The sequence below is a fragment of the Phyllobacterium ifriqiyense genome (genome assembly GCF_030817885.1).
Taxonomy (GTDB): Bacteria; Pseudomonadota; Alphaproteobacteria; order Rhizobiales; family Rhizobiaceae; genus Phyllobacterium; species Phyllobacterium ifriqiyense.
This window is the reverse complement of the sequence record NZ_JAUSZT010000002.1, coordinates 1,014,196-1,036,982: the sequence shown is the minus strand read 5'-3', so window position 1 is coordinate 1,036,982 and position 22,787 is coordinate 1,014,196. Positions and strand designations below refer to the sequence as shown.

At 58.7% G+C, this 22,787-nt stretch carries 21 protein-coding genes and 1 pseudogene; 11 read left to right on the top strand and 11 right to left on the bottom strand.

Features of this window, described 5'->3' with window-relative positions:
• Window positions 1-328 precede the first annotated feature (328 nt).
• Window positions 329-1,231, bottom strand: coding sequence for a LysR family transcriptional regulator (locus QFZ34_RS06550; protein ID WP_307278416.1), 903 nt, complete (start codon window positions 1,229-1,231; stop codon window positions 329-331).
• Between the two features lie 112 nt (window positions 1,232-1,343).
• On the opposite strand from QFZ34_RS06550, the gene QFZ34_RS06545 reads away from it, so the two are divergent.
• Genes QFZ34_RS06545 through QFZ34_RS06530 form a run of 4 tightly spaced genes read left to right on the top strand, consistent with a single transcriptional unit; the run spans window position 1,344 to window position 3,990 of the window.
• Window positions 1,344-2,081 (top strand): SDR family oxidoreductase, encoded by a 738-nt coding sequence (locus tag QFZ34_RS06545; protein WP_307278413.1) that lies wholly within the window; start codon window positions 1,344-1,346, stop codon window positions 2,079-2,081.
• Window positions 2,082-2,133: 52 nt separating this feature from the next.
• Complete coding sequence (locus QFZ34_RS06540; protein WP_307278410.1) at window positions 2,134-2,664, top strand: DUF1097 domain-containing protein; 531 nt, start codon at window positions 2,134-2,136, stop codon at window positions 2,662-2,664.
• Window positions 2,665-2,702: 38 nt separating this feature from the next.
• Window positions 2,703-3,605, top strand: coding sequence for an SDR family oxidoreductase (locus QFZ34_RS06535; protein ID WP_307278407.1), 903 nt, complete (start codon window positions 2,703-2,705; stop codon window positions 3,603-3,605).
• 13 nt (window positions 3,606-3,618) lie between these two features.
• Entirely contained in the window at window positions 3,619-3,990 is a 372-nt protein-coding gene (locus tag QFZ34_RS06530; RefSeq protein ID WP_307278404.1) for a nuclear transport factor 2-like protein, read from the top strand.
• Window positions 3,991-4,213: 223 nt separating this feature from the next.
• Here QFZ34_RS06530 and QFZ34_RS06525 read toward each other — a convergent pair whose 3' ends face one another.
• The 10 genes and pseudogenes from QFZ34_RS06525 to QFZ34_RS06480 all read right to left on the bottom strand — a co-directional run bounded on the left by QFZ34_RS06525 (window position 4,214) and on the right by QFZ34_RS06480 (window position 15,229).
• Window positions 4,214-4,864: a nucleotidyltransferase family protein gene (locus QFZ34_RS06525; RefSeq protein WP_307278402.1), complete on the bottom strand. Its 651-nt coding sequence runs from the start codon at window positions 4,862-4,864 to the stop codon at window positions 4,214-4,216.
• Entirely contained in the window at window positions 4,819-5,820 is a 1,002-nt protein-coding gene (locus QFZ34_RS06520) for an XdhC family protein (RefSeq protein ID WP_307278400.1), read from the bottom strand. Before QFZ34_RS06520 ends, QFZ34_RS06525 begins: the two co-directional genes overlap by 46 nt.
• A gap of 158 nt (window positions 5,821-5,978) precedes the next feature.
• Complete coding sequence (locus tag QFZ34_RS06515) at window positions 5,979-6,452, bottom strand: hypothetical protein (protein WP_307278398.1); 474 nt, start codon at window positions 6,450-6,452, stop codon at window positions 5,979-5,981.
• On the bottom strand, window positions 6,443-7,057 hold the full coding sequence (locus tag QFZ34_RS06510; RefSeq protein ID WP_307278395.1) for a hypothetical protein: 615 nt from the start codon (window positions 7,055-7,057) through the stop codon (window positions 6,443-6,445). Before QFZ34_RS06510 ends, QFZ34_RS06515 begins: the two co-directional genes overlap by 10 nt.
• Before the next feature lie 521 nt (window positions 7,058-7,578).
• Window positions 7,579-7,716: a hypothetical protein gene (locus QFZ34_RS06505; protein WP_307278392.1), complete on the bottom strand. Its 138-nt coding sequence runs from the start codon at window positions 7,714-7,716 to the stop codon at window positions 7,579-7,581.
• 331 nt (window positions 7,717-8,047) lie between these two features.
• The gene (locus QFZ34_RS06500) at window positions 8,048-9,547 is read right to left on the bottom strand and encodes an ATP-binding protein (RefSeq protein WP_307278389.1); all 1,500 of its coding nucleotides are present in this window, start codon (window positions 9,545-9,547) and stop codon (window positions 8,048-8,050) included.
• An 11-nt stretch (window positions 9,548-9,558) separates the two neighbouring features.
• Window positions 9,559-10,278, bottom strand: a complete 720-nt coding sequence (locus tag QFZ34_RS06495; protein ID WP_307278386.1) for a response regulator — start codon at window positions 10,276-10,278, stop codon at window positions 9,559-9,561.
• Window positions 10,279-10,424: 146 nt separating this feature from the next.
• Window positions 10,425-13,570: pseudogene (locus tag QFZ34_RS06490) on the bottom strand (efflux RND transporter permease subunit).
• Between the two features lie 12 nt (window positions 13,571-13,582).
• The gene (locus tag QFZ34_RS06485; RefSeq protein WP_307278383.1) at window positions 13,583-14,836 is read right to left on the bottom strand and encodes an efflux RND transporter periplasmic adaptor subunit; all 1,254 of its coding nucleotides are present in this window, start codon (window positions 14,834-14,836) and stop codon (window positions 13,583-13,585) included.
• A gap of 135 nt (window positions 14,837-14,971) precedes the next feature.
• Window positions 14,972-15,229, bottom strand: coding sequence for a hypothetical protein (locus QFZ34_RS06480; protein WP_307278380.1), 258 nt, complete (start codon window positions 15,227-15,229; stop codon window positions 14,972-14,974).
• A 478-nt stretch (window positions 15,230-15,707) separates the two neighbouring features.
• Between QFZ34_RS06480 and QFZ34_RS06475 the strand changes: the two genes are divergently transcribed.
• The 7 genes from QFZ34_RS06475 to QFZ34_RS06445 all read left to right on the top strand — a co-directional run bounded on the left by QFZ34_RS06475 (window position 15,708) and on the right by QFZ34_RS06445 (window position 22,691).
• Entirely contained in the window at window positions 15,708-16,139 is a 432-nt protein-coding gene (locus tag QFZ34_RS06475; protein WP_307278377.1) for a c-type cytochrome, read from the top strand.
• A gap of 12 nt (window positions 16,140-16,151) precedes the next feature.
• A complete protein-coding gene (locus QFZ34_RS06470) occupies window positions 16,152-16,604 on the top strand; it encodes a (2Fe-2S)-binding protein (protein WP_307278375.1) in 453 nt (150 codons plus the stop codon).
• Window positions 16,605-16,607: 3 nt separating this feature from the next.
• Window positions 16,608-18,827, top strand: coding sequence for a xanthine dehydrogenase family protein molybdopterin-binding subunit (locus tag QFZ34_RS06465; protein WP_307278372.1), 2,220 nt, complete (start codon window positions 16,608-16,610; stop codon window positions 18,825-18,827).
• Between the two features lie 39 nt (window positions 18,828-18,866).
• The gene (locus QFZ34_RS06460; protein WP_307278370.1) at window positions 18,867-18,998 is read left to right on the top strand and encodes a hypothetical protein; all 132 of its coding nucleotides are present in this window, start codon (window positions 18,867-18,869) and stop codon (window positions 18,996-18,998) included.
• Between the two features lie 306 nt (window positions 18,999-19,304).
• Window positions 19,305-19,772 carry a (2Fe-2S)-binding protein gene (locus tag QFZ34_RS06455; RefSeq protein WP_307278367.1) on the top strand — a complete coding sequence of 156 codons (468 nt, stop codon included), beginning with the start codon at window positions 19,305-19,307 and terminating at the stop codon, window positions 19,770-19,772.
• Window positions 19,769-20,461, top strand: a complete 693-nt coding sequence (locus QFZ34_RS06450) for an Isoquinoline 1-oxidoreductase subunit (RefSeq protein ID WP_307278365.1) — start codon at window positions 19,769-19,771, stop codon at window positions 20,459-20,461. The genes QFZ34_RS06455 and QFZ34_RS06450 overlap by 4 nt, the downstream gene beginning before the upstream one ends.
• Window positions 20,462-20,489: 28 nt before the next feature.
• Entirely contained in the window at window positions 20,490-22,691 is a 2,202-nt protein-coding gene (locus QFZ34_RS06445; RefSeq protein WP_307278362.1) for a xanthine dehydrogenase family protein molybdopterin-binding subunit, read from the top strand.
• The last annotated feature ends 96 nt before the right edge of the window (window positions 22,692-22,787 follow it).

The window sequence follows — 22,787 nt, the reverse complement described above, 5'->3', positions numbered from 1 at the left end:
TGATGGGCCTTCTGGGTCTACATTGACTACCGAAGCCAGCCTTGGCGCAATCTGCACCGGCGTTACCTTTCGGGCCCTTCCCGGGGGTATCGGACACGTTGTCATGTCCGGCATCCGGAGTTCAAGCAACGAGAACCGGCGCTTAAGCGCGCTATCGCGCTTTGCGCGCACCGCCGATGATCGCGTCGAAAGGTGTACTCCAGATTAATCTAATCAGAGGTTCTGATCGAACGATCATATGCGGATAGTTTGTCACACTCGAGCATCTGACTTGGTTACCAGCAGGTAGATAGTAGCAACCCACGGCCGTGCCCGACCCCATGCCCAGCTATGACGCCAGGGCCCGAACGAAATCGAGGAAGACTTGTACCTTGGCCGAAATCAGATTGGAGCGGTGATGAAACGCATAGAGGGGAAAGGTTTCGTCGGCCCAGTCCGGCAGCAGATGAACAAGCCTGTTCTGTGCGATCAGGTCTCTTGCATAGATTTCCAGTAACTGCGCAACCCCGGTGCCGCCTAGGCACGCGCCGAGGAGCGAGCCGGTATCGGTGACCACAAGACGGCCAGATGCGGCAAATGGGACGACCTCCTTGCCGCATTTGAATTCCCATTCGAACGGACGGCCGGTCGCCGGATTGCGGATCAACAGGCACTGGTGGTCCTGTCCGAGCTGTTCGGGACGCGCCGGGGCGCCATGCCTGGCAACATAGGCCGGAGCAGCGCATGTCAGGACGCGCGTCTCCAACAACAAGCGGGCCTTAAGCGAGGAAGGCTCAGGCTCACCGAACCGGACGGCGACGTCAACGCCCTCGGCGACGAGATCGCCCATGCTGTCTCTGACACTGATTTCGACCGAAAGGGCGGGATGGCGATCCAGGAACTCCCCCAGCCGCGGCGCAAGAACGTAATGTCCGAAGGTTCCGTCGACGTTCACACGCAATCGTCCGCGTACTAACGCTTTGCTGTTTCCCGCACTCACCGCCGCTTCCTCGATGCCAGCAAGCAACGGCGCCACTGTTTCGTAAAAGCGGCGTCCTTCGTCAGTGAGCGAAATCGCCCGTGCGGTGCGATTGAAAATGCGAATGCCCACGCGCTCTTCCAAGCGGGCAACGGCGCGGCTCACCGCGGGCTGGGTCAACCCCATCGCTTCACCAGCGCGCGCAAAGCTACCGGCCTCAACGACGGCGGCTAGGGCCCCTATTCCGCTCAGCATTCGGCTATCGAAGCGCATAACACATACTTTCAGTCATCCTTGCGATGATAAGTATGCATTATTTTTATCATGATGGAACCGCTAAATTCCTGATCAGCCGCGCTGCGGCCAATCAGGAAAGGCAGAAGACATGAGCGAACATAACAAGGTGGCTCTGATTACGGGTTCGTCCCGCGGGATTGGCGCTTGTATTGCCAAGCGTCTAGCCAGCGACGGCTTCAAGGTCGTCGTGAATTATGCGCGTGGCGCCGTATCCGCGCAGGAGCTTGTCGACAGGATCGCAGCCGTAGGCGGCCAAGCGATTGCGGTTCAGGCAGATATTTCCGACCCTGCGGCAGTTACGGCGATGTTCGACATAGCCGAGGGGTCCTTCGGCGGCATCGATGTCGCAGTGAACAATGCCGGCATCATGCGGCTCGCGCCGATCGTCGAATTCGCCGACGATACCTTCGATCAGACCGTCGCGATCAATCTTAAAGGTACATTCAATGTCGCTCGCGAGGCCGGCAGGCGGCTCCGCGAGGGCGGGCGCATCATCAACCTGTCCAGCAGCGTAATCGGCATGCGTCTCCCGTCCTATGGCGTCTACATCGCGACCAAGGCCGCGGTGGAAGGGCTGACGCAGGTGCTCGCGCAGGAAATGCGTGGCCGAGGAATCACGGTGAATGCCGTTGCGCCCGGCCCAACCGCCACGGATCTCTTCCTCGACGGGAAGAGCCCCGAGCTCATCGACCGGATGGCCAAGATGAACCCGCTCGAGCGGCTCGGTCAACCCGAAGATATCGCCCGCGTTGTCTCGTTTTTGGCAGGGCCGGAAGGCGCCTGGGTGAACGGCCAAACGCTGCGGGCGAACGGTGGAATGTGCTGACTCCACCCCGCAAGCCATTACGACCATCAAAAAAGATTGAGGAGATAAAGAGATGTCACATGAAACCAACACGACCGCGCCTGCCGGACACGGTTCCAGCAATACAGGCACCAGTCTTTATATCATACTGACCGTCACGGCGGCGCTGACAGCCGCGACCGCTGCCCAGACGAGTCTGCTCCTGACACTCCCACCGTGGGCGATGTTCATGGGCTGGGTTGCCTATTTTACACGCCGTCCCTCTGCCGCTGAGGGCTTCCAGACCTGGGTCTGCACCATATTCGGACTGTGCGTCGGCGCAGCTGCCACACTAGCGGTGCCATTGCTCGCGCCAACCCTTGGCAGCGTGGCGTTCCCTTTGGTCGTATTGTGCGTGGCGCTCTTGGTGATCTCTATGCGCGGCCTTCCGGTCCTCAGCAATCTGCTCGGCTACTTCATTGGGATGATCACTTTCTTCGCCGCGCATATCGAGCCGGAGCTCTCATCAATCGCGAAGCTCGGAAGCGCCACTGCAATCGGCTCGATCGCGGGGTGGCTTGTCCAAACGGTAGAAAAGAAGGTCCGGAGTATCCTGCCGGCCTAGTTTGGCCGACGCGCCGAACGCAACACACGGAGAAGACCATGACTAAGGTCGTCATTATCACGGGAGCCGGCACTGGCATGGGCCGGCTCATAGCAAGAAGCCTCGCCCAGGCAGGGCACACCGTCTACGCCACCATGCGCTTCGTTGAAGGTCGTAACAGGGACAAGGCTGACGAGGCCCGGGCATTCGCATCCGACCATAAGGTCAATCTGCGGCCGCTAGAACTCGATGTGAACTCCGACGCCTCCATCACGCAGGCAGTCCAGACCGTCTTGGAGAATGAGGACCGCATCGACGTCCTGGTGCACAACGCGGCGCATTTGTATTTCGGGATCACTGAAGCCTTTACGCCGGAGCAAATCCTGGCAAGCCTGAACACGAATACGGTCGGAGCCCTGCGGGTGAACCGTGGCGTGTTGCCGGTGATGCGCCGACAAGGCCTGGGTCTTCTTCTCTGGATTGGCAGCGGCACATCCCGCGTCGTTCCACCATTCCTTGCTCCGTATACAGCGGCGAAAGCAGCAATGGACTCGTTTGCAGACAGTATCTCCTACGAGCTCGCCCGATTTGGCATCGAGAGCTCAATTCTGATGCCTGGCCCATTCATCGAAGGCACCGCTCATTTTCCGAATGCCGAATTTCCGGCGGACGAGACAGTCCAGAAGGAATATCTGGCGCGTTACGAAGATGCCATTGCCCGAAACGAACAGGCGACAAGGGCGCTTTTTGCAGAGGACGTGACCGCTGATGTGCAGGCCATCGCCGACGAAGCTCTCAGGATCATTGATCTTCCACACGGATCACGACCTTACCGGACTGAAGTGGACTTTAGCGATTTTGGGGATGCGCCGGTCAATGCGGTCGCCATGGTGATGCGCGAACGGCTGCTCCAGCGCTTCGGGCTCTCCGATCTGCTCCACCCGACAAACATCAGATCATAGGGGAAGTGAAATCTTGCAGACAGACCATACAACCGAGATGTCGAAAAACATCCCCGCCGATTTGCCGGACGCCATCCGGGACTTCGTGCTGTGCACCAATGCCGGAGATTCAAACGGTGTCCTGGAATGTTTCACCTTAGATGCCGTCCTGAGCGATGGCGATCAGAAATATCAAGGTCGGGCGGAGCTAGCGGCGTGGGATCAAAATGACAATGTGGGTGTCCAATCGCAACTGACCATTATAACATGGGCAGTATTCTTCCAAGGTTTTCGCGTCACGGTCAAAGTCGCCGGAAAGGGTTTCACCGGGACGGGCGAAATGAATTTTCAGCTCCTTGACGGAAAAATCGCTCTTCTCAGCATTTTGGAAGCGAAAGCCAACTAGCGACAGCGTGCAGGTATGTCTTGATACGTGGCTGCTTCATCCGGCCACCGAGGACGAGGCTGCCTGCTTCGCAGTTCTTGTCGGGGGAAAATAATGTTTGGCCGTGCCTTGCCAATAATCCGGCATCGTTGCGTTGGATCGAGGCTTGCCTGACCTTGTGAGCGAACAGAGACTTGTTGCGGCGATATATTTCGGGGCTGCTGCATTCCGGCAGCCGACGGTTTCATCGCGGGCACTGAAATCCATCCTGCAGATCGTCAATATGCCGGGCCTGCGCCCGTTCGAGATCTGCAACCGTGTCGATATCCATCGCTTCATAAGGATCGATCTCAATCGCGCCAGCCCCGGCCAGTGTGGCGAAGAGCCCGCGCGCGCCTTTGTCTCCTCGCAATTTTGTGAGCCGATCAAATACGTCCCGCGCAAAGGCCGCGGGCGGAGTAAGCGTCTTGCCATTGCGGGAGAAGACCGCTGACCGGCCCGCTGTAATCGCCTGGCGCAAGGCGCGTAAATGACGTTGGGAAACCTCGGGCATATCGGCAAGAATGATCAGCGCAGCACCTACTTGATGCTCCTCTGCGCAGCGTATGCCTTCCGAGAGTGAAGTTGCCAACGCTGGAACTTCCGTCTGGCAGATGGCCAACGACCAGCCCGTTGCCTTCAAGATTTCGCTACGGGCGCGATGGTGTTGTCCAACGACGGCGATGCGGACAGCGACGGCTTCGTCTTTTAAAAGTCGCGCGCTCTGTTCTATGAGCGGGGCTCCCCTGTACATAGCCATAAGCTTGTCGCCAGCGTCGAAGCGGCTTGATCGACCGGCGGCAAGAAGGATTATGGCCGTGTCTGAAAAGGGTCGTTCACAACATGTTTCCAGCAACTGAGGATCTCCGCCAAGATTGACACGGCAAGGAACGAGGCATCCCGCATTGAAGCGACAAGGCCAACCGGCCCCCGGATGCGTGCGATTTGTTGTTGGCTGACTCCCAGCGCGCGCAGCCGATTGCATCGCCTTTCGTGCGTTTTGTGGCTGCCCACCGCGCCGATAAAGAACGCCGGACCATCCAATGCCTGAAGGAGCAAAGGGTCTTCCCAGTCGGCGTCGTGAAAGGCCAGCACAACTGCCGTCCATTGATCATCGTCAACAGCCGGCAATGCTGCTGGTATCTGCATCCGCAGTCCCCTTGACAGATCGAGCGCTGGATCAGCATTGTCAAACTCCTGCTCCGGCATCTGAAGAAGAGCCGGCAGACCGGCTGCCACGGCGACCCTTTGCAGCGCAATGGCATCGCCGCTGCGTCCAGCTATCCGGATCCGCAGCCTCGGCAAATAGGTAAAAACATGATCGGCTTCCTCCCTGGGAGCGAGGAGAATCTCACCACAAGCGCGAAAGCCAAGACGCAGGGGAATGCGGGCCGCAAGCAAATCACTGCAGAGGTGCACGACCAACGGATCGGCATTTGGGATGATCAGCACTTCGATCGCACCGCCACAAGGAAGCGGCAGGTCCAGGAATGGCGAGCCGGAGCCATAACGCAATTTCCTGACCTTCCCATCTGACAACGCCTCAACCGCATGCCTTCCAATATCGGCATCAAGGCAGCCGCCTGACACGTAGCCGACGCGCTGGCCTGTTTGCGACACCGACATCACCGTGCCTGGCGCCCTGGCGCCGCCGCCTTCTGTCACAGTGATTACAACAAGGGCTGCTCCGCCTGCACTGCGGTGAACAAGCCAGGCCGCCAGTACGTCCTCGATGTGCTCAGCATATCGGATCACGGCACGGCCCTGCGGGTTTTCGGCCCCGTCGCCGATACATCTGGTGTAAAGTTCCAACAGGTCGTGTCCGCAGCTGTGGGGCGGTCTCCCACACTGACACCTGCGACACCGGAGACAAACAGCCGCCGGCCCCAGAAAACGGCGTCGTTTGAAATCAACGTCAATTGCATCTTGCCGAACATGAAATCCGTCAAGCTCCGGGTTTCCCTCAATCTTCATAGGAAGGCAATCCAACGGCCTGAAAAGACGGCGCTGGTCCACAGCACCAGAGACACACCGGCCGCGATACGACCGCGAAAAGTTTCCAGTACAAGCCTCACATCGGCCGAACCGGCAGCCTGGCGCAGAAGCAATGCGTTCGTCGCAGCCATAATCAGGATTGCAATCTTTGTTAAAAAAGCCGGGTTGTTGACGTAATGTCCAATCCGCACCGAAACTAGGAGCAGCCCTGTGGTGACGGCAATTGCGAACCCGCATAGCGCCATACGGATAAGGCCCGGAAGCGCCTCGTTCATCTTTATGCTGAACATACCAAGAAGACGAAGATCGACGGTGGCGATACAGCCTACAAGGAGTGCGATACCCATAATGTGCAGCGCCGAGACGGCTGGATAGAGACCAGGGATCGTCACAATCATCCGAACGAGCGGCATCGCCTCGATCCATTGGAAGGCTGCACTCAGTTGCATCCGTCCACTCCCGGTGCCCAGTCCCCAGTATAGGACACAACCTCGCCGTCCGATAACCGTAACCAGGTGCTGCGCAATTGATGGGGAGGCAGGCAGTTGCGAAGGGCGATGATGGTAACCTGATCCCCGACGCGTAGCCTGTCGGCGAGATCGTAAAAAAGGCGCACGGGAGAAAGCTCGACGTCGCGTTCGGCGCCAACATCTTCCGTGCGGGTACTGAGCGGCCCGAAATACTCCTCCGGTCTGCCGAGATCCTGCGCAGGAATCTGTCTGGATTCTACCCGGACCGTGAAGACCGGATGAGGAGGCGTAAACGTGGCCGCGGTTACAGTTCCATGCAAAAGGATCGGTGCGGAGGCGTCATATCTGCCCGTGACGCCATGATGCGCAGACACTATGCCGGTGAGCGCCGCAAAGCCAAACACAGCTCCAAACAACGTGCGACTAATCCATGCAATCATGCTGTTGCCTTTCAGCGTTGTGATCGTGAGCCCAGGTTTTGCCTTCAAACTACAGTCTCCGTAAAGTCCGCTCCATGCGCTATCGTCCGCATTATCCTTGCCATCGTCCGCAAGCCATACATCCGATGTCTGCCTCTGCCCCATCAATTGGACTGTCCGGGAGGCATCACGTCCCTGGGTGGCGAGTTACACACCATTAATGCGGCGTCTTGCGCTGCTACGGATCATGATTTGGCCCAATCATGCTGGCCCGTGTCCTTGCGACCCGTCCGTAAAACCGGGAAATGCCTGTTCATGCAGCCGCACCTGGCTGGTGCGGGTTCGCAATCCAGATCAGGGCGCGCACTTTCAAGCTAACTGCGCGCGCCGGTCAGCCGAATGCCCGAACCTGTGGATTTTGTGCCCGATCCTCCAATTCTTCGGCACCTGAATGGCAAAATGCAGAATGAAGATCGTCAAACAGGTCCTTTTCCACCTCGCCTTTGACCGGAAGAACAAACTCAGGAAAATGCACATACTGCCGCCGCTCAACGGACAGAAAATTCCATCATAAGCGACGTCAAAGGACTTGGGCCTGAACCTGATACGCGAACTTCTTTGTTGACCGGTCACTCCTTCTCACCGCGATCCATACCGGATGCCGCGAGAAGGAGAGCGCCGGTCAATCAGGCCACCAGGGAATTCATCGCCGTGCCAAACCCGATAATCAAGACCAGGAGCAGGACATCAGCGAGCAATCTGCGAACGACGCCGTAAGTCCTGCCATGCAAACGGCTCAAATAATATTCGCGGTAATTTTCCATGACTATACCTCTTATCTTCGTGGATCTTCATCGAAGCGATGGCCGGGTCAACCGTGAGGTATCAGGCCCGTTTCGACTTGAGGCAGCTTATCGAGACGCTGTCGCAGGAATATCCCGGCAGCGTTTCGAACTGTAATGAAGTGTAACGAGATGTCGCGGTTGCGGCGAAATCGGAACCGCAAGTTCATCGAGGCCGGCGAACGACTTGCCAGTGCCAGATGACAAGTGCCCCCGGCATGTGGCTGCGTTCTGGAAGAGGCTCACAATGATACAGGGACAGACGAATGCTCTCGCATTTGATTCTCAAACGGCTTTCGTTACAAAAAACGCATCAAGAAGAGGCCGGGCTTGCCTGTCGTCGGCGGCGCGACAGTTTTACCGCAGTTGCGAAACTCCAACGCTTTGAGGTGATGGCCGGCCCGCTTTCACCTTCGTCATGACGCGGCAGGGAAATAATCGTGCGCATTCCGATATCCCTGGAAACAAATGTGATGTCACCGCCATGCTGCCGGGCGACAGCCCGCGCAATGGCAAGGCCAAGCCCGATTCCGCCAGTTTGCTTGTTCCGGGATGTCTCCAATCGGAAGAAGGGAGCGAAGACCTTTTCCCTCATCTCGTCCGGGATACCTGGCCCACGATCCTCCACGACAATATCGATGCTGTGTACCGTTTGAAGAATAAGGACCGTAGCTTCGTCACCGTACCGGACCGCATTCTCGATGATGTTGCGTACCGCACGTCTAAGCCCATCCGGCCGGCACCGATACGTTATCTTGCCGGCAGAAATCAGGGTTACCGCATGACCCAAATCCTCCTGATCATCGCATATGCTACCGACCAGCGCCTCGAGCTGGATCGGGCGGGTTTCTTCCTCTGTCGACTCGCCCCGGGCGAACGCGATTGCAGCCTCGGTCATGCTCTGAAGCTCTTCGATCGTCATCAGCATTTTTTGCTGGATGTCCTTGTCCTGGACGAACTCCGTCCTCAGCCGGAGAGTGGTCAGTGGAGTGCGCAGGTCGTGACCAATCGCAGCGAGCATCTTCGTTCTGTCATCAATGAAGCGATGCAGACGCGCTTGCATCTGGTTGAAGGCGGAGGCCGTTCGCCGGATTTCCTCCGGTCCCTTCTCTTCCAAAGGAGGCAAGTTCTCCCCGCGCCCAAGTGCCTCGGCAGCTCGGGCCAGACTTTTAAGGGGATGGGCAATGCGGTTTCCTATCAAAACGCCGATTACCGCGAGCACGGCAGCGGTCAGAACAAGTGAGCTGAGGGACGTCGACGTCCACCAGCTATCTTGTTTTACGTAAAAGGCAGTGTTCAAATACCGCCCATCATCCAGTTTTACCACCATGCCATATCCGCGAGCTCCCTCGAAGTACGTATATTTCACGGGCTGGGGCAGCGCCCATAACTCTTGAAATGGGGTTTTCCAGTCTTCGTCGTGATTGGAGGACGCAACCTTCTTGGCGCTCGGTATTTGTGCTACTGCCGTGCCACCTTCAAAAACCCGGACAAGATCAACATAATTCTCGAGCGGGCGGGTAAATTGCCTGACGGCCTCCAGTCGCCACGAGGGCGTGTCCGCAGCGTCGCGATCGCTGATCCAAAATCGCGAATCTCCCGTTTCACTGGCGGTAAGGACCTGCTGCCGAAATTGGGGGACAGCCGCATTGACGAGACGGGTCATCGTGCGCGCACGACTGAAAAATTCGCTTTTCGCGGCCGCATCCAGCGCCTTCGAATGCTCATTCCACGATATTACAAAAGTCATGGCCTGGGCTATAAGCAACGCCGCAAGCGTGAACCCGAGGAACTGCGCAGCAAGACTTCTCATCCAAATTCTTATCACTCTAACGACACCTCCGCCGAAAGACTGTATCCCCCACCCCAATGCGTCTTGATGATCGTCGGATTTTTGGGATTGTTCTCAATTTTCTTTCTCAGACGACTGACCTGATTATCGATGCTACGATCAAAGATATCGGCGGTTCGACCAACTGTCAGATCAAGAAGCTGCTCGCGGCTCAAGACGAGTCCCGGTCGCCCGATGAAAACTTTTAGCAGGCGGAATTCAGCTGAGCTAAGAGGAATCCCAACGCCGTCATCACCGGAAATCTCTTGCCGTCCCAAATTGACGCGCCAGGGTCCGACACGGACATTCTTCGGATTTGCGCCGGCGAATTGCAAAGGCATATTGCCGGATCTGCGCAATACGGCTCGAATGCGAGCCAACAACTCCCTGGGATTGAAAGGCTTCACAAGATAATCGTCCGCACCAAGTTCCAGTCCAATGATCCGGTCTGTATCGTCCGCCATCGCGGTCAGAAAAATGATGGGGGTTCCAGTTGATGCACGCAGATGGCGACAGATGGAGAGCCCGTCTTCACCAGGCATCATCACATCAAGGATGATCAGGTCAATAACCTGCTTTTCGAGCAGACGGCGCAGCGCAGCGCCGCCCTCTGCAGCGCTGACTTTGTACCCCTGCTGTTCAAGATATTGTTGAACGAGATCTCGAATATCGCCGTGATCATCAACAACCACTATATGCGCGGCATCGTCCATATTGGCACCTCATTTCCCGAACGATACATTAAACAGCAGGATATCGCAGCCGAAAAAGTGTATCAAAGTTTCACAGCTCCTAGCCTTTCAGTTGCGCATGGCGACAGGACTGGCAAGACGTCGTTCCTGGCGTTTCGGCCTTTATGCTACTTTGCCGGCGCATCGGCTGCCGGCTGAGAACGAGGCGATCTCGACGCTCCCATCCTGGTCAACATTCGTGTTGCGACATACACCGCCGGGATCAGGAATATGCCGAGAAGTGTCGCGGAAATCATTCCGCCCATCACTCCGATGCCGATGGAATTTTGACTGCCAGCGCCGGCGCCCGAGGCGGTCGCCAGCGGCAAGACCCCCAAGATAAAGGCAAAGGAGGTCATGAGAATGGGACGCAGGCGCTGACGCGCAGCCTCTATTGTCGCTTCGATAAGTGTCTTTCCTTTCGACTCCTCCACCGTCGCAAACTCGACGATCAGGATCGCGTTCTTGGCCGTGAGCCCGATCGTCGTGAGCAGCCCGACTTTGAAGTAGACGTCGTTCAATTGACCAAAACAGCTTGCCGCGGCCAAGGCTCCCAAAATGCCCACGGGAACCGAAAGCATCACGGAGAAGGGTATCGTCCAGCTTTCGTAGAGTGCCGCCAGAGCCAGGAAAACGACGATCACCGAGATGATGTAGAGCTGGAGAGCCTGGTTGCCTGCAAGACGTTCCTCCGCCGACAATCCGGTCCATTGGTGTGAAAAGCCCTCCGGCAGATCTTCGACCATGCGGTCGATCTCTTCCATCGATTGCCCAGAACTCACGCCCGCCGCGGGCGAACCCTGCAATTGCACGGCAGAGACACCATTATACCGCTCCAGCCGGGGCGACCCGAAACTCCAATCCCCGGTCGAGAACGAGGAAAGCGGGACCATCTCACCCGCATTGTTTCGGATGTGCCAGCGCTCGAAGTCCTCGGGTTGCATGCGAAACTCCGCGCCGGACTGCACATATACGCGCTTCACGCGGCCACGGTCCAGGAAATCGTTGACGTATGTGCCGCCCCACGCGGTGGACAGCGTCGCGTCGATATCCGACAGCTCGATGCCCAACGCGCTTGCGCGGTCACGATCGATAGATATGAAAAACTGCGGCGTATCATCCTGTCCGTTCGGACGGGTGCCGGTCAATTTCTCACTTTGTGTGGCGGCGCCCAGGAGCTGGTTGCGTGCGGCCATGAGGGCCTCGTGCCCGGCATTGCCCGTGTCGCGGAGAAAGAAATCGAAGCCGCTATTGTTTCCGAAGCCGGGGATCGCCGGGGGAGCAAGCGCGACCACGCGGCCATCCGATATACTCCGGAAAGCGGCCATGGCGCGTTGCGCAATCGCCGCCGCGCTGGACTCAGGGGTTCGTCTTTGCTCGAAGTCCTTGAGAGCTACGAATACGGTTGCTACGTTCTGCCCTTGCCCCCCAAAACTAAAGCCAACCGAGCCGAAAATTCCCTCAACGTAATCACGCTCATTGGTCATATAATGCTCGATCACCTGATCAAGGACCCGCCGCGTTCGGTCAGCCGTTGCGCCGGGTGGCAGCTGCACCGCCGTCACAAGACGCCCTTGGTCCTCTTCAGGAAGAAAGGCGGAAGGCAGGCTAGTGAAGAGAGCGCCAACTCCAGCGGCAATTGCGATAAACAGGACGACGCTGATGGCAATGCGGCGAAGAAGGGCATGGGTCGTCCGCTGGTAGATGTTCGTGAAGCCGGAAAACCCGGCATTGAACCATCGAAACGGCGTGGCCTTGGCGACCCCATGTTTCGGTTTTCTGAGGAGCGCTACGCAAAGAGCTGGCGTGAGCACCAACGCGACAAGAACCGACAGGATCATCGCCGTGACGATGGTAACTGAAAATTGCCGGTAGATGATGCCGACGGAGCCTGAGAAAAACGCCATCGGAATAAACACCGCGGCCAGAACGGTTGTTATCCCGACCAGGGCGCTGCTGATCTCGCCCATTGACTTGATAGTCGCCTCGCGTGGACCGAGGCCCTCTTCCTCCATGACCCGCTCGACATTCTCGACAACGACGATGGCATCGTCCACCAGGAGACCGATAGCGAGCACCATGCCAAACATTGTGAGCGTGTTGATGGAATAACCAAACAGCCCCAGGACGGCGAACGTTCCGAGCAACACGACCGGAATGGCCAATGTCGGAATGATCGTGGCCCGGATGTTTTGCAGGAACAGATACATGACCAGGAAGACGAGGACGATGGCCTCGATGAGGGTCACCACCACACCTTCAATGGACAATCGGACGAAAGGCGATGTGTCGAAGGGATAATGGACGTCCACGCTCGTCGGAAAATTCACGCGTTGCCGCTCGATCTCGGCGCGTATGCCCTCGGCCGTCTCCAACGCGTTGGCGCCGGCCGTCAGCCTGAAACCGATCCCGGCAGCCGGCGTGCCGCTATATGTACTCGAATTGTTGTAACTCTCGGCCCCCAGTTCAACCGTCGCACGTCGTTCAGGCGGATAACAGAGCCATCGGCGGCGCTATCCAATATGATCGCCTCGAACTGTTCTACCGTCTGCAGGCGGCTCCCGGCCGTGACCGTCGCATTGAGTTGCTGGCCACTTCGTTGCGGCAGGGCACCGAGCTGCCCTGCGGAGACCTGGGTATTTTGTGCGCGCACAGCCTGCGTCACATCGCTGGCCATCAAGCCATGCTGTGCCAGTTTGTCGGGATCGAGCCAGATTCGCATTGCGTAGCGGTCAGAACCTAGAAGCCGCGCCTCACCGATCCCTGGCACCCTTCGCAACGAGTCCATCAGAGACGTATCGATGAAGTCGGCAATATCGTTTCCGCTGAGACTCCGGTCGGAAGATGCCAGAGCGGCAATCAAGAAGAAGCTCGCCGTTGATTTCGAGACCGTCAATCCGCTGTCGAGCACGGCCTGCGGCAACCGCGCCTCAACGAGTTGGAGGTTGTTTTGAACCTGCATTTGCGCCACGTCTGGATCGGCTTGACTGGTGAAAGTAAGCGTGATCGAAGCTTCGCCAGTCGATGCGGAGTTCGATGAGATGTAATCGACGTTGTCAATCCCGGTCATGCCTTGCTCGATCACCTTGGTAACCGAATCCTCCACCGTTTTTGCGTCGGCTCCGGGATAGTTCGCGGTAATCCGGACGGCAGGCGGTGCGATTTGCGGATATTGGGATATCGATAGCGCTGGGATCGACAAAGCGCCAGCCATCATGATTGCAATGGCGAGGACGAAGGCAAAGATCGGTCGTTCGATGAAGAAGCGGGACATGAATGTAGAATCCTATTGAAGCGACGGGGTGGGCGATCTCGCGAGATCTTGGGCATCGCGTCGTGGCTCGCGCGACGGTGCAGAGGCTTGCTGCACATCTCTCAGTTCCCCCGTCTGATCTTCAACAATCACATCCTTTATCCGGACCTGCCGCCCCACTCCCGCTCGCTGGAATCCCTCGACAATGACGCGGTCGCCCTCGGTGACGCCGGCGGTGACGAGCCAGCTGTTGCCGATGCTGCGATCGACGGTGAGAATACGCTCCTCGATCTTCATCTCCCCGTTGACGAATCTTGCAGTTGCCTGGCCGCGGGGGTTGCGGGAAACGGCACGCTGCGGCACGAGGAAACTGTTCTCCACAGAGCCCTCTTCGATCAGCGCACGCACATACATCCCCGGCATCAGGATGCCGTCGGGATTGGGAAACTCGGCGCGCAACGAGACCATTCCTGTTGACTGCGAGACGGAAGATCCAACGAACTGCAGCTTGCCGGGAATCGGGTAGCACGAACCGTCCTCAAGCTTGAGCTCGACCGTTACAAATTTTTCACTTGATTTGGCGCTTTTGGATGTGAGCGCCTTCAGCGCCAGAAGGCTGGCGCTCGACCGTACAAGATCCACATTGATGATGTCGTGCTGACGAATTGTCGTCAGAGGCTGCGCCTGGTTCTGGGTGACCAAAGCGCCTTGCGTGACAGCCGAACCATCGACGCGACCACTGATCGGCGCCACAATCTTTGTGTAGGCGAGCTCGATCCGAGCCGTTTCCACCGCTGCTGTCGCCGCTGCAACGTCCGCCTCCAACTGCAGCAACTGGGTTCGCGCCTCGTCAAGCTCCTGCTGGCTGACCACATTGGCGGTGCTCAGCCTCTGGTAGCGATCGAACCGCGCTCGAGCACTTGGAACCGCGCTCTCCGCCCGCTGAAGGGCAGCTTGCGCGTTTCGATAAGCGGCCTCGAAGGGCGTCGGATCGAGTTCGTACAACACGTCGCCGGCCTCAACGAGACTGCCCTCCCTGAAAACCCGCCGCAGGATGGTACCCGTTACCCGAGGCCGGACCTCAGAGACCAGATGGGCGCTCGCCCTTCCTGGCAATTCGCGCGTAAGCGTCACGTCTCTTTGCTGCAATGTCTGAACGCTTACTTCCGGAACTTCCGTCTTGCCTGACTGCTGGGCCGCGACATTGGGGTTGGATCCGTACAAGGCAAGGGACCAGCAAGTCACCATGATCATTTGGAACAGGACGCGTCGGAAAGGTCGGATCATTCGAAACACCATGGAAAAGTTGTTCGGTGGCACACCCCACGCAACCGTTGCGCCATGGCGGTTACCGGAACGTAATGGGGAGTTGTCGCGTGGGTGTGCCGCAGGTCCCCCAAAGTGTATCAATGTGTCACTCAGCTATCGCGGAGGAGGATGAGCATCCTTGTTTTGGCGCACAGCTGGCTCGCTGTGGCCGAACTTCTGGGGCGGACCCACGTCTTGAGAGCGTAGCTGACGGAGCAACTGATCGGAGCTCTGCGCTCCCTGCTGGGCAAATTGGAGCAGCTGTTGCGCCGCCTTGAGCGCGGTTTCATCCCCCAATTCGAGTTTATTATCGTCGCAGAAAGTAGCGAGCGCTCGTTTGAGCTCGCGCAGTTCCCAAAGTCCGATCTGCATTTGCCTTCTCCCAATTGCTTCACTAACGGTATGTTGCCATTGGGATGTCCCCTGGTTGTGCCGAAGATGTAACGATTGGTGCCGGTCACGTGATCCGGATGACAACTGAGATGTCGGCAGGCATTTAGAAAACAGACGAATTGCCGTGTACGCGGTTTCTTTGGACAAGGTGAAATCCCCGACGAGCGCGACGTTGCGACCGGAACCGAGCTCCGTCCGGGGCGACGAGAAGCCTCTCAGTTATCTGCCAATCCCGGCCAAGTGCACATCATGCTCATTGTTGGTTGGCAGGGCAGATACATGTTTGTCTCCTGCAACAGCGGTGGCTACGATGGTGTCGCTCGAAGAAACAGACACACCCTTATTGCAGAGGTCTTGAGCACCAAACTCGGACGATTGAAAAGGTATGACGGATTTCCAAGCATAGATCGTTCTTACGGGCATAACTATCGTATCGCCTGAATATGGAGGCGATACGATGATTTCCAACACGATCCATGCCGCAGCCGCGCCGACAACCGGCCGCATCAAGCGACCGGCGGGCGCTCTGCTCGCAGCCCTCTTGCCTTTTGCCGCCTTGGTTTATCCTTTTTTAGCCACCGCTCAGGAGGCCGATGGACAGCGCTTGTTTCGGCAACGTTGCGCCACCTGTCACAACATCGAGCCGGGACAAAACAAAATGGGTCCCCAACTCCTTGGCATCATCGGTCGCGTTGCCGGCAGCGTCGAAGGCGCGAACTATTCCGGCGCAATGCAGTCTTCGGGCATCACCTGGGACCGCCAGTCACTTGACACCTTCCTGGCCGCCCCGCGGCAGATGGTGCGCGGGACACGGATGACTGTCAGCGTCCCCGATGCGGCGCAACGAGCCGCAATCATCGATTACCTCGAAAGCCAATCACCAGATTAAGGAGAAGCACTCATGACAGCCTTCACGATTAATGGGAATGCGGTTGATGTCGCCGCCGAACCGGATACGCCGCTCCTGTGGGTGATCCGCGAGCATCTGAAGCTCACCGGTACCAAATTCGGTTGCGGGATTGCGCAATGCGGCGCCTGCACTGTCCATATCGATGGAGAGCCGGCGCGTTCCTGCCAGACTTTCCTTGAGGACGTTGCGGGGCGGAAGGTGACTACCATTGAGGGCCTATCGCCAGATTCCAGCCACCCGCTGCAGAAGGCCTGGATTATCGAGCAGGTGCCGCAATGTGGCTACTGCCAGTCCGGCCAGATCATGCAGGCGGCAGCGCTCCTCGAGCATACTCCCGGCCCCACGCGCGAACAGATTATCGCTCACATGGACGGCAATATTTGTCGTTGCGGGACCTATGTCCGCATCATTAGTGCCATTGAGCGAGCAGCGAGAGAGGGCTAAGCGATGAATCAGATATTGAAGGCTCAATCCCACGTACTTTCGCGGCGCAGCTTCCTGATGACAGTTGGCGGCCTCGGCATCGCGGTCTCATTCGGAACGCTGGCCGACCTTGCCTACGGCGCGACCATGGCCGCCGTCGCCGAAGGAGAGTTCCGTCCCAACGCCTGGATCACGATCGGCGGGGACGGAACGGTCAGCATCATCGCCCCAGCCGTTGAGATGGGTCAGGGCATCACAACAACACTGCCACTGCTCGTCGCCGAGGAACTGGATGCCGACTGGAACCGTGTGCGGGTCGTGCAGGCTCCCTCCGATGCCGAGACCTACGGCAATCCCGGATTCTATGGCGTTCAGCTCACTGGCGGCAGCGAATCGACACGCGGCTACCATGCACTGCTCCGCCTGACCGGTGCCCAGACACGCTTGATCCTGCTAGCCGGCGCGGCTGGCATGCTGAATGTGCCAGTGAGGGAGCTCAATACCGAGCCCCATAGGGTCTTGCATCCATCTTCAGGCCGCTCGCTGGACTACGGTGAGATCGCTGCCAAGGCCGTGCTTCCGGACCCGCTGCCGCAAGCGGCAGAGACTGATCTAAAGCCAAGCGACCGCTGGCGCTATATCGGAAGCCGAACAATCGGGCGTATCGACGTACCCTCGAAGGTCAATGGCACCGCGATCTTCGGTATCGACGTCCAGCTTCCGGGGATGCTCTACGGAGCGGTCCTACGGGCACCGGTTCAGGACGAAGGACCCCAGACCATCGACGACGCTGAAGCGCGCAAGGTGCCGGGCGTCACTCATATTGTTCCGCTGCCCTACGGCGTCGGCATCATTGGCGAGACGGTTGAAGCGACCAAGCGTGCAAAAGACCTACTAAACGTGACCTGGAGCACGACATCACGCGTCCGAAGCTACACGAGCCAGCGGCTGCTGGACGAATACCGCGCCGTCGGCCGCGACCTCGAGCAGCAAGGCCTTTCAGCGCACGCCAATGGTGACGCTGAGGCGGCGATCACCGGGGCCGCGAGGGTGATAGAAGTCGACTATATGAGCGACCACGTCGCCCACGCGACCATGGAGCCGATGAATGCCACGGCACTTGTCACCGGCGACAGGGTCGAGATCTGGGCGCCCACCCAGGGCCCGACTGGCACACAGGGCTTTGCCGCCGAGGTGGTGGGCACCACGCCTGACAAGGTCAAGGTGAATACAACCTTCGTCGGCGGCGGCTTCGGGCGCAAGGCGGAGGCAGATTTCATCGTTGACGCGGTGTCGCTGGCCAAGGCGGTGCAGGGTCGACCGGTCAAGGTCATCTGGAGTCGCGAGGACGACGTCCGCTACGACAAGTTCCGGCCCTTGGAGGCACAGCACGTCAGGGTCGGGCTCGATGCCGAGGGCAACATCATCGGATGGCGGCATCGTATCGTAGCGGACTCGATCTTTGCACGCACACTGCCGCCGGTCTTCGAGCAAGCCGGCGGACACGACGACGTGGTGACCGAGGGAGCAAAATTCAACTACGCCGTGCCAGCCCATCAGATCGAATACCTGCGTCAAGACAACGGTCTCGCTATCGGATTCTGGTTCGCGGTGGGGGTCGGTTATACAAGGTTTGCGATTGAATGTGTCATCGACGAGATTGCTGCCGCCAGAGACATGGATCCCTTAGCGCTGCGGTTGGAGTTGCTCAAGGACCAGCCGCGCGCGCGCAAGGTGATCGAGACTGTTGCCCAGATGGCTGATTGGGATCGGGCGCGGAACGGCCAGGCGCTCGGCTTGGCCTATTCCGATGCCTTCGGTTCCCATTGCGCGCAGGTGGCCGAGGTCTCACTCAACCGGGAGACCGGCGTCATCCGGGTGCATAAGGTCTGGTGCGCGATCGATCCCGGTGTAGCGATCCAGCCCCTCCATATCGAGGCCATGATGATGACCGGCATCACCAACGGGACCGGTCATGCGCTGTTCGAGCAAATCAACGTTATCGATGGCGAGGTTCAGGAGTCGAACTTCGACACGTATCGGGTGATCCGCATGTCCGAGGCGCCTGAAATCGAGGTGGCTGTCGTGCCGACGCCGGGGAGTCCCTTTGGCGGCATTGGTCAGGCAGGTCTGCCCCCTACCGGTCCGGCAATCGCCAATGCTGTTGCGCGGCTCACCGGCGGTGTGCGGCTTCGTCACTATCCCTTCACTCCAGAACGGGTGAAGGCGGCGCTGGACAGCTAGAGCTTCTTCGGGCGGCAAAGCCTTCACAGGTTTTGCCGCATGCGTCTTTCCATAGCCGCGACCGTCGCGGTTATGGGCTTTCCCATCGCTGCCGACCCGCCCCGTTGGTATGGCCATCTGGGTCAATGTCTCCACGGCTGGAATGTACCGAGCATTCGAGATGAAGACTAGCCGATCAAATGTAGTAACAGCTCTCCTGCACTGATGACTGGCCCTCAGCGAGGGAGCACATGTTCTCAAATCAAGCGGGTTTCACCAATTAGCACTTTGATCGAACTATTCCTGAATTTCTGATCTTGAACGCTTCGCTCGTCCTCATAGCTGGCCCCATTTTCCCGGATCCTGCCCTCATTCGTCACGAAAGGGCCATGCAGGCATTTGTAGGAATGGGCAGTTTTTCTGAAGGATCGCGCGTGTTCGTCAGGACGGGAAAAGAATAGTCTCTCGGCAAATTCGTTGAAACCCGAAGAGTTGTTCATGCTTTACACGCTTTCCGTCAATGGCCAGGTTCACCGCGTCGAAGATGACGGAGAGACTCCACTCCTCTGGGTGCTCCGCGACACGCTGAAGCTGACCGGCACCAAATATGGCTGTGGAATAGCGCAGTGCGGCGCATGCACCGTGCACATCGACGATGTTCCGACGCGCTCATGCACGCTGTCACTTGATGCGGCTTCGTCCGCAAGGATCACCACGATCGAGGCTGTAGAAGGCGCTGACGTGAGGGCGCTCCAGGAGGCGTGGGTTGCGCTCGACGTCCCGCAATGTGGCTTTTGTCAGTCCGGGCAGGTCATGAGCGCGATCGCGCTGCTTCGCACCGTCGAAAGCCCTACCGACCGCGATATCGATCTGGCCATGAGCGGCAACATCTGTCGCTGCGCGACTTACAACCGGATTCGCGCTGCGATCCATAAAGCGGCATTGAAGTTGGGTACACCAACATGAGTTGGCGTGCATCCGCTTTCGGAAACTTGCGTCGTCGACTAAAAGTTGGGCTCTTATCCATATTTGGACTGATCTTGGCGGCGGGTGCGGGCGGCCTTGCTTATGCGCTGTACCCTGGAACCATGCCACAGACACTGTCTATCGAAACCAAGCTGCAGTCTGCCGAGGTCGAACGCCTGCGCCGGGCCGATGACTTCGCTGCGATAGCCGATCTGAACGAACGTTCGGGCGCGCTGTTCGAGGAAGCTGGACGCGTCATCCAGCATCCACGCTGTATGAATTGTCATCCGCAAACCGATCGACCGACGCAGACTGATGCCATGCGCGCCCATGCGCCATGGGTCACACGTGGTCTGGATGGAGGCGGTGCTGCGACGCTGCGCTGCTCGACCTGCCATGGCGAGACGAATTTTGAGCCATCCGGCGTGCCCGGCAATCCAGCATGGATGCTCGCGCCGATCGAAATGGCCTGGCAGGGCAAGCGGCTTGGCGATATCTGTCGGCAGCTTCTGGACCCGGCACGGTCGCATATGACGCGCGAAGAACTGCTCCATCACATGACGAAGGACGGACTGGTCGGCTGGGCCTGGCATCCAGGCGCAGACCGCACACCCGCACCCGGCACTCAGGCGCAGTTCGGGGCGTTGATCAAAGCTTGGCTCGAAACCGGTGCAGAGTGCCCTCAGTGATCCGGTCAAGACCGATAGGAGAATGTCCATGACCGATAAACCAGCCAAGAAAAGGCGCTTTCGGATGTCTCGCCGCCGGTTTATCCTTGGCGGATCGCTGGTTGGCGGCGCGCTGGTCGTTGGCTATGTCGCCACCAACCCGATGCAGGTCGCCGGCGCCATCCTGCAAGCTGGCGGTAAGGATCCTGAGCCGAGTGCTTTCGGACCCTTCATTCGCATCACCGACGACGGTTGGGTAACGGTCGTTAGCAGGCAGCAGGAACTGGGCCAGGGCATCCATGCCGGGTTGGCGGCAATCGTTGCAGAGGAGCTCGACGCGGATTGGGACAGAGTGCGCGTGGTTGATTCGCGCAGCAATTTTCGCGCCTATGGTCCACAAATGACAGGAGCGTCAAACGGCATTGCATCCAATTGGGACCTGATGCGCAATGCCGGTGCCGCGGCGCGTGCCATGTTTGTCAAAGCGGCTGCCGTCCGCTGGGACGTTCCGAGCGGCGAGATCAACGTACGCGGCGGCATGGTATCCCATCTAGGCTCAAACCGCACCGCCACCTTCGTTGATCTCCTTACCGACGCTTCGCGCCAGAGGCCGCCGGAATCGCCGGTGCTTAAACAGCCAGCGGACTATCGGCTGATCGGCTCCGGCAAGGTGCGGCGCAAGGATAGCCTTCCGAAGAGCACGGGCGCCCAGGTCTACACGCAGGACATCCAGCGCCCGGACATGCTGGTTGCGATGGTCGCGCATAGCCCCCGCTTCGGCGGCAAGCTGGCGCGGTTCGATGCATCCGACGCGCGCAAGATAAAGGGCGTCGTCGATGTCTTTGCGATCGAAACCGGCGTTGCCGTGGTCGCCGAAGCGACCTTTGCCGCATGGCAGGGACGCGATGCGCTTCGCATCGAATGGGATGACAGCGAAGCCGAAACGCGCTCCACGCACGAACTCGTCGGCTACTATCACGCTATCGCGGCAGGACGCAGCGATTTGGAACCGGGAGAATTCGATTCCAAGGGCGACGATCCTGAGGTCCCGTTCGGTGGTGACGTCGCGGAGTTCGCCTTCGACTTTCCCTATCTCGCGCATGCGCCAATGGAGACACTCGATTGTGTTGCCCAGGTGAATGGCTGGGACGTCTCGATCACATCGGGCGCGCATCTGGCGACGGTTGACCAAGTCTATGCAGCGTTTGCCGCCCGCACCATTCCTGGCAAGGTCGACATCGAAGTGGTGCCGGCAGGGGGGTCATTCGGCCGGCGCGGCGTCCTGAGCTCCGACTATCTCGTCGAATGTGTGCGGATCGCGAAGCGGACCGATGGCCGCCCGGTCAAGCTGATGTGGAGCCGCGAGGACGAGATAGCATCCGGCTGTTTCCGGCCCATGTCGCATCACCGTGTGTGGGTTCAATTGGGTCCGGACGGGTTTCCGACGCGCTGGCGCATCCACAGCGTCTGCCAATCGCTTCTTCCCGTTGGGCCGAACTCTCTGGCTACCGAAGGGATCACCCACTCCCCGTATTTTTCGACCGCTTCGACCGTCGATGGCAAGATCTTCACCCCAACTTTTCCGGTCGTGGTCGGCTTATGGCGCTCGGTCGGTCACTCCTATACCGCCCTGGTGATGGAGCATATCGTCGATCAACTTGCCCGGCGAGCCGGCTTCGACCCGGCAGCGTACCGACGTGTGTTCTACGAGAAGGTGGGAGACAGGCGACGGCTGGCAGTCCTTGAAGAGCTTTGCCTGAAAGCAGGTTGGGGCAGTCCGATCGAGCCCGGCTGGGCGCGGGGGCTTGCCATTCACGAAGCGTTCGGCACAATCGTCGGCCAAGTCGCCGAGGTGCGATTGGTCGATGGCCGACCTATCGTCCGCCGCGTTGTTGCTGTCGTCGATTGCGGTATCGCCATCGCGCACGGCCAGATCGCAGCGCAAATGGAGGGGAGCATCGGCTTCGGTCTGTCTGCTGCTCTTTATGGCGCGATCACGCTAAAGGACGGTATCGTTCAGGAAACCAATTTCGATCAGTACCTGGTTTTGCGTATGAACGAGATGCCGGTCGTCGAAACCCACATTATCGCCTCCACGAGCAGGCCGACCGGAATGGGCGAGCCTGGGGTAGCACCCATCGCACCGGCGGTGGCGAACGCGATCTTGGCATTGACTGGTCAGCCAACCTTACACCTGCCGTTCCTCGACGGAACCGCTCGCAGCAACACGGACGTGTCCGTGCAATCTTAGCTGTTGTGCACTAATGTTGGTAACGCAAGCATCGAACAGGCTGACAACCTGCGCGGTGGCGGGGGTAGTGCGCTTGCCAGCAAGACCACGATCAGA